The 12,092-nt window shown below is 59.1% G+C and carries 12 protein-coding genes; 2 read left to right on the forward strand and 10 right to left on the reverse strand.

The window, feature by feature from the left end:
• The first annotated feature begins 2 nt into the window (after positions 1-2).
• Together H035_RS0112600 and H035_RS0112605 are read left to right on the forward strand one after the other, a co-directional pair.
• Complete coding sequence (locus H035_RS0112600) at positions 3-671, forward strand: hypothetical protein (protein WP_040574414.1); 669 nt, start codon at positions 3-5, stop codon at positions 669-671.
• The gene (locus tag H035_RS0112605; RefSeq protein WP_022949334.1) at positions 668-1,219 is read left to right on the forward strand and encodes a hypothetical protein; all 552 of its coding nucleotides are present in this window, start codon (positions 668-670) and stop codon (positions 1,217-1,219) included. The genes H035_RS0112600 and H035_RS0112605 overlap by 4 nt, the downstream gene beginning before the upstream one ends.
• Here the strand turns inward: H035_RS0112605 and H035_RS20885 are convergent.
• The 10 genes from H035_RS20885 to H035_RS0112660 form a co-directional block, all read right to left on the reverse strand.
• The gene (locus tag H035_RS20885; RefSeq protein ID WP_051149788.1) at positions 1,164-4,238 is read right to left on the reverse strand and encodes a GtrA family protein; all 3,075 of its coding nucleotides are present in this window, start codon (positions 4,236-4,238) and stop codon (positions 1,164-1,166) included. The genes H035_RS0112605 and H035_RS20885 overlap by 56 nt on opposite strands.
• Complete coding sequence (locus H035_RS0112620) at positions 4,235-5,206, reverse strand: glycosyltransferase family 2 protein (protein WP_022949335.1); 972 nt, start codon at positions 5,204-5,206, stop codon at positions 4,235-4,237. The genes H035_RS20885 and H035_RS0112620 overlap by 4 nt, the downstream gene beginning before the upstream one ends.
• A 29-nt stretch (positions 5,207-5,235) precedes the next feature.
• Entirely contained in the window at positions 5,236-6,879 is a 1,644-nt protein-coding gene (ubiB, locus tag H035_RS0112625) for a ubiquinone biosynthesis regulatory protein kinase UbiB (RefSeq protein WP_022949336.1), read from the reverse strand.
• Positions 6,880-6,890: 11 nt separating this feature from the next.
• On the reverse strand, positions 6,891-7,535 hold the full coding sequence (locus H035_RS19615; protein WP_022949337.1) for a ubiquinone biosynthesis accessory factor UbiJ: 645 nt from the start codon (positions 7,533-7,535) through the stop codon (positions 6,891-6,893).
• Complete coding sequence (ubiE, locus tag H035_RS0112635) at positions 7,536-8,294, reverse strand: bifunctional demethylmenaquinone methyltransferase/2-methoxy-6-polyprenyl-1,4-benzoquinol methylase UbiE (RefSeq protein ID WP_022949338.1); 759 nt, start codon at positions 8,292-8,294, stop codon at positions 7,536-7,538.
• Positions 8,291-8,575 carry a gamma-butyrobetaine hydroxylase-like domain-containing protein gene (locus H035_RS19620; RefSeq protein ID WP_022949339.1) on the reverse strand — a complete coding sequence of 95 codons (285 nt, stop codon included), beginning with the start codon at positions 8,573-8,575 and terminating at the stop codon, positions 8,291-8,293. Before H035_RS19620 ends, ubiE begins: the two co-directional genes overlap by 4 nt.
• A 6-nt stretch (positions 8,576-8,581) precedes the next feature.
• Positions 8,582-9,907 carry an ATP-dependent protease ATPase subunit HslU gene (gene hslU, locus H035_RS0112645; RefSeq protein ID WP_026596587.1) on the reverse strand — a complete coding sequence of 442 codons (1,326 nt, stop codon included), beginning with the start codon at positions 9,905-9,907 and terminating at the stop codon, positions 8,582-8,584.
• A gap of 2 nt (positions 9,908-9,909) precedes the next feature.
• Entirely contained in the window at positions 9,910-10,458 is a 549-nt protein-coding gene (gene hslV, locus H035_RS0112650; protein ID WP_022949341.1) for an ATP-dependent protease subunit HslV, read from the reverse strand.
• Positions 10,459-10,542: 84 nt separating this feature from the next.
• Complete coding sequence (locus H035_RS0112655; protein WP_200861546.1) at positions 10,543-10,941, reverse strand: hypothetical protein; 399 nt, start codon at positions 10,939-10,941, stop codon at positions 10,543-10,545.
• A 61-nt stretch (positions 10,942-11,002) separates the two neighbouring features.
• A complete protein-coding gene (locus H035_RS0112660; protein ID WP_026596588.1) occupies positions 11,003-12,070 on the reverse strand; it encodes an MraY family glycosyltransferase in 1,068 nt (355 codons plus the stop codon).
• Positions 12,071-12,092 lie beyond the last annotated feature (22 nt).

Below are 12,092 nucleotides of genomic sequence, written 5' to 3' on the forward strand. Positions count from 1 at the left end.
CCATGATCCAACTCGACCCCGTCATTGCGCTACTGATCGCCGAAATCCTCGCGGGACTGGCCTTGGCCGCTCTGCTTGGGATTGGCTTCTTATTTCGCCGCAAACACCGCGAACGGCACGCCGTAGGGCATTTGATCAAACGCTTGAAACAAGCCACCCACGGCCATTCCCACCGGATCGGCTCGATTCTGGAGAAAATCCACGCCCTGCCGGAAGACAAACGCGAGGCCCTGATCCAGGAAACGATCCAGCGGGAGCAGGCCTTGTACAAGCAGATCCTTCAATCCTTCCTGCAGCGCGACGTGGCGGGGCTGGGACAACTGGGATCGCAACTGCAGGCTTATACCGAACCCTACCATCGGCTCTTGCAGGAAATGCCCAGCGGGAAGCACCCGTCTCTCAGCCATGAACTGGCGGAAGCGCGCGATGAGCTCGCCCGATCCCGGGCGGAAAACGAACAGCTCGCGGATCAACTCCAGGTGGCGATGGAAACCATCAGTCACCTGTCCTCGGAATATTCCCGCCTGTTCGCCTCGGAGCGAACCGCCGAAGAACTCAAAGTCAGCAGCGACCGGGTACTCAACACCTTGCGCGCCAACGCCGATCGTCTGACGGCGCCGGGCGAAGCCCCTCAAGCCGAGGAAACTTCCATCGTCCGGAGCGCCTCATGAATCCCCCCATCCTCTGGCTGCTCCTGGGCGAATTAGCGCTCCTCCTGAGCGGCACCGGCCTGGCTTGGATCGTTCTCGGTTGGCGCCGCCAACGCCAACGCAGCCGGGCGATCACCGATTTCATCGATGGGACCGAAAAAAATCACCGCGAACGCGCCGAAATTTACCGCCAGTGGCTCCAGCAGCATTTAAAACTCAACGATGAACAAATCGACCACACCACCGATCAGTGGCTGGAGGCGGAAAAACTATTCTGGCGCGCAGCCCTCTCCTGGCAGCTCCAACCGAGTCCCCTGACCCTAGCCGAGATGCCCGGCCACCTCCGGCGGCTCATCGATGACCGCCTGGAAGCCCTGGCCCAAGCGGTGGAAAAATCTTCCGCGCCGCAGGAAAATCAGGCGGACTTTCCGGATACCGCCACGAATGAATTATCGATCCTGGAGGAATTCACCGACAACGACGAAGCCAACCGGGAAACCGCCGGCGACGATGTCACCTCCGCCGGGGAGGCTTCGGCCGAGACCACAGGAAACCCACCCCCAAAATGAGCCAAGCACTTAGAAATCCGGCCACGATCCAAGCGTAAAAACGGGGATGATAGGTAAACCGGATCTCGGCGTGTCCGCGAGGCAGCGCCACTTGCTGGAACAAACCCTCGGTTTCCTCCACCGGAACCGGCTTGCCGTTCACTTCCGCGCGCCAGCCGGGATAAAAGGTTTCCAACCGCACCAACCGACTGGGACGGTCGCATTCCGCCATGACCGCATTCCGACCATCCGCCCGCAAGCGGCATCCTTCGGCGCTGAAGTAATCGCGAAATTCATCCAGAGCATAAATGTTCATGACCGGATCGCGGTGGACAAGATACACACCGGAACGGTTTTTTTCCCGATACCAAAATTTCAAACGCAGTCCTCTGCCGTTCAAATTCTGATGGCTTGCGTGAAGATCTTGAAGTGAATCCGGAACTTGCGGCCACAACCACAGCGCTACCGGCTGGGTCGCAGTTAAATAGCGAAACTCGATCTCAATCGGCACCTCGGGGATAAGCTGGACAGGTGGGGACAAATTAAATCTCAAAAAAGCATTATCCCTGGCGTTTTTCACATCGCTTACGGCGGTGCGGCAATAATCCAGCTGGCACAGCTTGGCTTCGAGCCGCCCATCCGCCTTTCCATGATAAGTGCCGATAAACACGCCAAAAATCCGCAACTCACCCGGCGGTATATTAGGCAAGCGAACTCGAAGCACTTCTCCTCCATACACCGCCAAAGCCTCATTGTCTCGAACTTGAATGGGGACTTCGTATTGATCTAGATCGAGACTTTCATACGGATAAGTAATAATGTGCGATACGCCTGCCTTCGAATAAGCACCGATCCGATTGCGCAGAACCTGAAGCGGGTCAGGGTCCGAAGGGTTGGGATGAAAATGGCCGTCGAAAATAATAGCGCTGCTATAAGGATCGAAATGCGTCCTGCGATAGTCGGCGAGATTTTTCGGGATCGGCAAGTCGTTATAATTCAGCTGGGCGATCTCAAAAACCGAACCATAATTGGGCGCCAAAGGACCGGTCGTATAAAACCGTTGCAAGCCGAGCTTTTGTTCGAGATATGCCACTCCCTCCAGATGAAGATTTCCTCTTTTAGGAGAGGAGAAGACCGGAATCAAAAACAAAATCGTCGATTCAAACAGGACTACCGCTGCCACCAGGGGCGCCGAATCGTGACGCTTGAAATACCCCAACCAAGCCGTGCAAGCAAACACCAAGGCGCCCAAAGCCAACGAATCGAGCGTCCACCAGATCAAGGACGAAGCGGTATTTAATTGCCAAAGAAAATCCCACGTCAATCCAAACGCGAACGCCACTAGCGCCATCACGCTCAAAAGCGGAATCCAGGATAATTTCATATGCCCATTTCGCCGGACCAAATCATCCAGTGCGAAGGCGGCAAGAACGACTATTCCCATGGATAAGGAAGGCCAAACATAGCGGAAAAATGCCGCAAGCTCCACCATCGGCAATAGGTTGAGCAATTGAGTAATCCCCGGCATACCCAAAGCCTTGGCCAGACCGAGCAGGATCCAAGCGAGAATACCGATCTTCAACCATCGTTCCCGCTTCCCGAGCAAAGCAAACGCCGCCAGAAAAACCGGTCCAAAGCCCAAATAACCGCCGATGCTTCCCCACCAAGTCGCGCTTCCCGACCATCCACCATAGCCGATGGGGCCGAAGAAATAAGGAAAAAACGAAGCCATCAATCCATGTGCTGGCAACGATTGATTGCCTAGAGCCGAGGCTTGATGCCCTCCCACATCGGCCATGGTCAGAAACTCGAAAAACGGCACGACCACGGGCAAGCTCAAAAGAATTCCCGCCGTGCCTCCCCCCGTGATCCAACCCAAGAATCGCCATCGCTGGCTTCCCTGAAGTTGACCCAAACGCACCAGCGTCCAAATCAGGACCAGCAATCCATTGATATAAGCCACTTCGGGAAAACCGGCATAGAGAGATAACGACAAGGCCAGAGGAAGGCAAAGCCAGCCGATCCCATGCCCTTCTCGAACGAGTCGGACCGTTTCCTCCACCCCCAATAAAAACCAGGGTAAAAAACAGATTGGATTGATCACTGCATTGGCCAGCCAGGCATAGGTACCGTTCATTTCGAACAACAGTCCGCCGGTTACCGCCGCCAACATGCCCAACCCCAATCTACGCAACAAAAAGAAGGTTCCCCATCCCGCCATTACTTGGAGGCAAAGATGAAACCAAAGTTGTCCATGGGGGAGCGCGTAGAAAAGTATGAACGGCAGAAACAACGCGGCGCTTTGCATTTCCGCCGCCAATAGGGTACCGGTTCCCTCGTAGGGGTTCCACCAGGGTATTTTCCCCGCTAGCCAATCATCCGCCGCCCTTTGCCCCAATGCATCCGACGTAAAAGCAATGTTGTTATCGATAGTGGGTAAACCGGGCAGTATTCGCCCTCCCACATCGAGAGCCAAGTCACCAAAGCTAACGAAGGGATCGGAGATAAACCATCCAGTCCAGAGAGGTGCCTTAAGAAGAAAAGGGTAAACCAACAACCACAGCAGGGGCGACCGGCCGGTCGCCCCTACGGAAATTGAGGCGATGGTAAGAAAGGGAAAACGCCTCTGAAACGCGGGAACAGAAGCGTTTGACCGATGCCCCCCACTAAAGACAAAATAGCGCGACAATCCGAAATTGAAGAACATCCCCGCCACCGAACCCACCGCCACGGCGAGAACGGGGTAACGGTGAAACAGGGCCGACTGGGTCACCAACAAGACATAACTGCCGTTATTGGCCAACCATCCGATCCCGTTGGCGCTCACGTAATAAGCCCATTCCCGCCGCAAGGAACGCTCACTGGGGCCGAAAGTAAAATGCCGATTCAACCACCAAGTAAACGTCGCCGCCAGTGGGAATCCGACCGCCTGGGCCCATAACGGGCCGATATGAGGAGACAACCAGGCCACCCCCCCGCCGTTGACCCCAAACCCCAATACCCCGACCCACGCAAAGCGGAGGAATTGCCGGACGATCATCCGCCCTCCTGCCCGCCCATGGCGACTTTCCCCCTGGTGCCCGGGGACGGGTATTGAAGATAAATCAGCCGCTTAAACTCCCGTCGACCGCTGGTCACGGTATCGAGAATCAGCCCGATGGTGCCGCAAATGGCCGCGATGATCATCAGGGAAGCGGCCAGAAAGGCGGTGGGAAAACGGGGCACCAAGCCGGTTTGCAAATATTCGGCAACCAAGGGAATGCCAAGCCCCAAGGAGGTCACCGCAAACACGGCACCGATGGCAACGAAAAACCCCAAGGGATGCTCCAATTTGTACAGGCCGAGGATGAATTTGAAAATCCTTCCGCCGTCCTGGAAGGTATTGAGCTTGCTTTCCGATCCTTCCGGCCGGGCATAATAAGGCGCGCTGATTTCCTCCCAGGGCAACCCCAATTCCAGGGTGTGGATCAAAATTTCGGTCTCGATCTCGAAGCCGGTACTGAAGGAGGCGAACGTTTTGACGAACCTTCGGGAAAACACCTTGAATCCGGACAACATGTCCCCCGGCGGCTGGCCGAAAAAACGCCGGACGATGTGATGAAACACCCGGTTTCCCCAGCGATGCCCCGGGCGGCTGATATCGGAAGCCACATAGCGGCGGGCGATATTCACCAGATCCAGCCGCTTTTCGATCAGCCGCTTCACCGCCTCGGGAGCAGCTTTGGCGTCGTAGGTGGCGTCTCCGTCCACCATCACGTACACATCCGCCTCCACATTAGCGAACATGGCCGCCACCACATTCCCCTTGCCCTTGCGGGGAACGTGGAAGACACTTGCCCCGGATGCGCGGGCCACCTCGGAAGTCTTATCCGTGCTGGCGTTGTCGAAGACGCAAATCTTCGCCTCGGGCAAAACACCTCGAAAGTCCGATACGACCCTGGCCACGGTTTTTTCCTCGTTGTGGCATGGAATCAATACGGCTACCCGAACCTCCGAATCGGCCCCCATATCAACCTCCCTTTTGGTTCCACGATCGTTTATCTCGAATCCGCTCCCCACCAGGCGCGGGTGAGGAGCATCCCCCCCAAACCGGCCAATCCCCAAGTGACCGGCATCACGAGTCCCTGCCCCAGCAAGACGCTGGCGGCCACCACCAACGCCCCGCCGCCGATGGCGGATACCGTCCGGCGGTGATTTCGGCGAAGCTGCGCCTGGAGCTCCAGCAATTCCTGGGACCGCCAGCGGACCGTCAATTCGCCCCGGCTCGCCTCATGAAGAACGCGCAGGGCCCAGGTGGGCGCCTCGGGGAATTGTTCGGCCCAAACCGGCAACTGCTCGAGGGTTTTGTCGAACAGGGTCTTGGGATGGACCCGCTGTTTGAACCAGTTTTCCAAATAGGGCTTGGCGGTCTGCCACAAATCCAATTGGGGATACAGTTGGCGTCCCAAGCCTTCGATCTGGAGCAAGGTTTTCTGCAGGAGCACCAATTGAGGCTGGACTTCCATCCGGAACCGGCGCGCGGTCTGGAACAAACGGAGCAACAGCCGGCCGTAGGAAATTTCCCCCAAGGGCTTGGCGAAAATCGGCTCGCACACCGAGCGGATCGCCGCCTCGAATTCATCCACCCGCACATCGGGCGGCACCCAGCCCGATTCCACGTGCATCGCCGCCACTTTGCGGTAATCGCGATTGAAGAAGGCCAGCAGATTGGCCGCCAAATAATACTGATCGGCCTCGGTGAGGCTGGCGACGATGCCGAAATCCACCGCCATATAACGCGCTTCCCGGGCGGGATCGACGAAGATATTGCCCGGATGCATATCGGCGTGAAAGTAATTGTCCCGGAACACCTGGGTGAAGAAGATTTCCACGCCCCGCTCGGCGAGTAATTTCAAATCGACCCCGGCCTGCTCCAAGGCCGGCCGGTTGGCCACCGGAATGCCGCGAATCCGCTCCAGCACCAACACCCGAGGACAGGTCCAATCCCAATACACCTTGGGCACATAAAGAATGTCGGAGTTTTGGAAATGCCGCCGGAGCTGGGCCGCATTGGCCGCCTCGCGCACCATGTCCAATTCGTCCAGGATGGTTTTTTCGAATTCGGCCACCACTTCCACCGGCCTCAAACGGCGGGCCTCGGGAATGAAGTTCAGCGCCAAGCGGGCGAAGGCGTACATCAGTCTCAGGTCCTGACGGATGCGGGCCTCGATGCCCGGACGCAACACCTTCACCACCACCTCGGCGCCGTCCCGAAGCCGGGCGGAATGCACCTGGGCGATGGAGGCCGAAGCCAGCGGGACCTCGTCGAATTCGGCGAACAGCTCGGTCACCTCGGCGCCCAAACCCGCCTCGATCATGCGGCGTGCTTGCACGCCCGGAAACGGGGGCACCCGGTCCTGGAGCTTTTCCAGTTCCAAGGCGATGTCGTCGGGCAACAGGTCGCGGCGGGTGGAGATCGCCTGGCCGAACTTGACGTAGATCGGTCCCAATTCCTCCAGCGCCAGGCGAATACGCTCCCCCCGCGGAGGCCGCCGGCGCCGGCGCCAGGTGTTGGGGGAAAACCACCGCAGGAAACGCAGCGGACGCAGCCAGGGGAGCCCCAGGATCAATTCGTCCAAGCCGTGGCGCAGAAGAATCTGCTGGACCCCGATCAGACGCCAAAGAATCTTTATACCCAACACGGTTGCTCTCCCTAGCTCTCCCCCCGACGGGGGGAGGGTTGGGTGGGGGGGTGTTTCCGCACCAGTCGCCTCACCCTCGCCGCCAAGCGTTCGGTGTCGTCGCGCAGCCGGGCGATCTCCCGGTATTGATTCTCCGCCTCCAGGGGCGCGGGCAAGGCGTGGGTTTCTTCTTGCAGAAATTCGGTCAGATTCCACTGAAAAGTCCGCCAGGCGTGGCGATGCCAATCCGCAACCGATCGGATCGGGGCGGCCATTCGCTGGGCGACCTGTTCCCCGGCCAACTCCGCCAACCATGCTTCCCAGTCCAGATCCAAGCGCTGGACCAGGTTCTGAAGCCTGCGGGCCGCATCCATGTCTCCCTCCACCTCGATATCACTCCCGAACAGTTCGTGCTGGGGCTGACGGCTCAGAGCCATTCGCGCGAATGCCAAGGGAGTTCCGCGCAAGATCACATCGGCGGGGGCATCACCGTCCGCCAGAACCAATACCGAATCCCAAGTGGGGCTCAAGACAATACGTCGCCGCCACGGCAAGAGTTCCACCACGAAGATCTTACCCGCCACGGGCCTCAACAGGCGGACATGGTTGGGGTCGAGCGCCAAGAACCGCTTGAGTGCCGCCGTGAAGGCTTCGGAAAAAGCCGTTTCCGCCAACATTTACAGTTTATATCCGCGGTGGATGGCAACCACCCCTTGAGTCAGATTGAAATATTCGATCCGGTCGAACCCGACCGCCGCCATCATCCCCTTGAGGGTATTCTGATCCGGATGAACGCGGATGGATTCGGCCAGATAGCGATAGCTGTCGGCGTCCCCTGCCACCAGCTTGCCCATCAGGGGCAACATTTTGAAGGAGTAAAAATCGTAGAACTTGCCGAACAACTCGCCCTTGGGCTTGGAGAACTCCAGGATCAACAACCGCCCCCCGGGCTTGAGCACCCGGTACATGGCTTGCAAGGCCTTGTTTTTGTCGGTGACGTTGCGAAGCCCGAAACCGATGGTGACGCAATCGAATGTCTCGTCCGCAAAGGGCAAATACTGGGCGTCCACCTGCACGTAGCGCACGCCTCGAATCAATCCTTCGTCGGTGAGGCGATCGCGACCTCTTCTCAGCATGGCGGCGTTGATATCGGCCAGAATCACTTCCCCTCCGTCGCCCACCCGAGGGCGGAACAGCCGGGTCAGGTCGCCGGTCCCGCCGGCCAGATCCAGCACCCGCTCCCCGTAGCGCACATTGCTCAGATGAATGGTCAGGTGTTTCCACAAGCGGTGGACGCCGAAGGACATCAGATCGTTCATCAGATCGTAACTGTCGGCCACCGAATCGAAGACGCCCCGGACCAGTTTGGATTTTTCGCCGAAGGGGACCTGACGAAAGCCGAAATGCGTGGTCTGATCTCGTTTGTTGTCGCTCATGAGGATTCCTGCTCGGACGCCTTTCGGGCGCCCAGATGATAAAGCACCTCCCAGGTGTACAAACCGCTGTCGTGGCCGTCGCTGAATACCAACCGGACGGCGTAGTTGCCCACCGGCTCGATGGCGGTGACGGTCACGTCCGGATTGTCCGGATGTTCGCCGGCGGCCGGGGAGTGGGCCCGCAGATAAGCGCACGGCAATAGGAAGCGAGCACCGTCGTCGAAGATCAATTCGAGCTGGCGCGACTGGCGGTGTAATTTGATTTCCAGAGGCGTAGGCATGTCAGATCACAAAATATAGCGGCTCAGATCCTCGTCCTGGGCCAGATCCTCCAAGTGCTCGTCCACGTAAGCCGCGTCGAGGGTCAGGGTCTGCCCGGTGAGGTCGGAAGCCTGGAAGGAAATCTCCTCCAGCAGCTTTTCCAGCACCGTATGCAAACGGCGGGCGCCGATATTTTCCACCTGCTCATTGACCTGCCAGGCGATTTCCGCGATCCGCTCGATGCCGTCTTCGGTAAATATCAGATTGACTTCCTCGGTGGCCAGCAAGGCCCGATATTGTTCGGTCAAGGAAGCATCGGGTTCGGTCAGGATGCGCGTGAAGTCGGCCACCGACAGGGCACCCAGCTCCACTCGGATGGGGAAGCGGCCCTGGAGTTCGGGAATCAGGTCCGAAGGTTTGGACACATGAAACGCGCCGGAAGCGATGAACAGCACGTGGTCGGTGCGCACCATGCCGTGCTTGGTGCTCACGGTACTGCCTTCCACCAACGGCAACAGGTCCCGCTGGACGCCTTCGCGCGACACGTCGCCCCCCGAGCCGCCCATCTCGGAGCGGCGGCAAATCTTGTCGATTTCGTCCAAAAACACGATGCCGTTCTGCTCCACCGCTTCCACCGCGCGCAGCTTGATGTCCTCCTCATTGACCAGCTTGGCCGCTTCCTCCTCGCGCAGCGCCTCCAAGGCATCCTTGACCTTCATCTTGCGCTGGCGCGTGCGTCCGGTGGAAAGGTTCTGGAACATGTTCTGCAGCTGGCTGGTCATCTCCTCCATGCCCGGCGGCGCCATGATCTCGACGCCCATGGTCGGAGACTGCACTTCGATTTCGATTTCCATGTCGTCCAATTGCCCGTCGCGGAGTTTGTCGCGGAAACGCTGACGGGCCGGCGATTCCTTTTCCTGGGCCTGCTGCTGGGACCAACTGGAAGGCGGCGGCACCAAGACGTCCAACACCCGCTCCTCGGCGGCCTTTTCGGCGCGCGAGCGGACTTTTTCCATCTCCCCTTCGCGGACCAGCTTGACCGCCACCTCCACCAAATCGCGGACGATGGACTCCACGTCGCGCCCCACATAGCCCACTTCGGTGAACTTGGTCGCCTCCACCTTGATGAAGGGCGCATGGGCGAGTTTCGCCAAGCGGCGGGCGATTTCCGTCTTGCCCACCCCCGTAGGCCCGATCATGAGAATATTTTTAGGCGTGATCTCCTCGCGCAGGGACGCATCCAAGCGGCTGCGCCGCCAACGGTTGCGGAGGGCGATGGCCACAGCACGCTTGGCTTGCTGCTGGCCGATGATGTGCTTGTCGAGTTCGTGAACGATCTCGCGGGGGGTCATGCTCATGGTTTATGGGACTCCAGCTCTTCCAGGATCAGATTGTGATTGGTGTAAATACAAATATCGGCGGCGATGTTGAGGGATTTTTCGACGATCTCGGGCGCGCCCAGTTCCGTATTCTCCAGCAAGGCGCGGGCGGCGGACAGGGCGTAGAAACCGCCGGAGCCGATCGCGATGATATCCTGCTCGGGCTCGATCACGTCGCCGGTGCCGGAGATGATCAGCGAGGCACTGGCGTCGGCGATCGCCAGCAATGCCTCCAGGCGCCGCAAGGTCCGGTCGGTACGCCAATCCTTCGCCATTTCCACCGCCGACCGCACCAGATTGCCGCGGTGCTTTTCCAGCTTCCCTTCGAAGTGCTCGAACAGGGTGAAGGCATCGGCGGTCGCCCCGGCGAAACCGGCCAGCACCCGATCGTGATACAAACGCCGCACCTTGCGGGCGTTTCCCTTCATCACCGTATCGCCCATGGAAACCTGTCCGTCGCCGCCGATGGCCACCCGATCTCCCCGGCGCACGGACAGGATGGTGGTGCCTTTGAATGTTTCCATGAATACTCCTTAAATGCCAATGTGAACGATTATACCTTTGGAAAGGGGGAGACGGGGAAATCGGGCGAAGGCGCGCCGCTCGCCTCAATGCATATAATTGATGACGAATATAACCGCAGTGACGGTCAATCCAAGCGACCAGAACATGAAACGATCCAAACGGCGGGTCAAGGATTGGAAATGGCGGTCCATTTGCTCGAAGCGCTTGTCCATCTGCTCGAAGCGTTTGTCCAGACTTTTATCCATCTGCTCAAAGCGCTTATCCACTTGTTCGAACCGCCTTTCCATCTGCTCAAAGCGCTTATCCACCTGCTCGAATCGCTTCTCCATCAAGTGGAACCCTTGCTCCATCAGCTCCCGCTGATGCTTGAGCTCCTCCTCCACGCGCACCATCCGCTCACGCAATTCCAAATCGCGCTGCGCGTAAAGGGCGGTGATTCGCTCCTCAACGAGCCGTTCCACCATCTCACGAATTTGACTCAAATCTCCTTCCGCCAAGGTCATTGTTCAAACGCTTCGAGATCTTTGCGATCCAAACAGTATATCATTGGATCGATTCCTTCCTTCGAAACCTGCCCTCGGACACCCCCGCACCGGCTCGCCATGCGATCCCAAGCAAGGGCAAATAGGCGATGACAATCCAGCCGATCGCCCGGTCGGGATAGACGCTGGCTACCCACGCCCAAGGCAGCAGCCAGAAAAGATTGAGCGCACCCACCGCCAGCGTCACCGGAAGATGGCCGAAGCGCCGGGCCAAATGCTGATAAGCATGGCTTCGGTGCGCCTGCCACCAGCGCTCCCCGGCCGCCATGCGCCGCAGCAGGGTCACGCTGGCGTCGGTGATGAACACCGCCAGCAAAACGCCCCAAGACCATGCCGTCATCGCGCCGCCAGCGACCGTCACCAAGGCCAACATGCCCAGGACGCCGCCGAGAAAACCGCTGCCCACATCCCCCAGGAAGATTTTCGCCGGCGGGAAGTTCCAAACCAGAAATCCGCCCGTGGCGGCGGCCAGTCCCAGAAGCCATAATCCCAGATCCCCTCGTTGCTCCAGAAACAATATCCCTGCCGCCCCCGAGGCCACGGTGATCGCCTCCACCGCCGCCAGACCGTCGATGCCGTCCATGAAGTTGTACAGATTGATCAGCCAAACCAGCATCAATCCAGCCGCCACCAACATGGCGTAGGGGCAACCCCCCGTGGTTGCCCAATGCCCCTCGGCGATTGTCCAACCCCGCCCGGCGGTCACCCAAACCAACCCCCAGACCGCCGCACCTCCATGGACAACTAGGCGCCACCCGATGGGTACGTGGCCCAGGTCGTCCCAAAACCCGATCGCCGCCACCCCTAGCCCCGCGCCCACAACGGCCAGCGCGGCCCAACCCGGAATCAGCCCGGCGCCCCATAATCCCAGCGAAACCACTAAAAAACCCGCCACGACCCCCACTCCGCCCCCGCGTGGGGTGGGCACGGTATGGGAACTGCGGAGATTGGGGCGATCCAACAAGCGCTCCCGGCCCTGCCAAAGCAGCAGCCGGCGGGTCGTCCACCAGGCAACGCCGAAGCCAGCGACGATTACCATAGCCCCTAGAACGTGTTGCCACTTAGTCATGCCAAACGCCATTTGAGAGCCG

The organism is Methylohalobius crimeensis 10Ki, assembly GCF_000421465.1.
Lineage (GTDB): Bacteria > Pseudomonadota > Gammaproteobacteria > Methylococcales > Methylothermaceae > Methylohalobius > Methylohalobius crimeensis.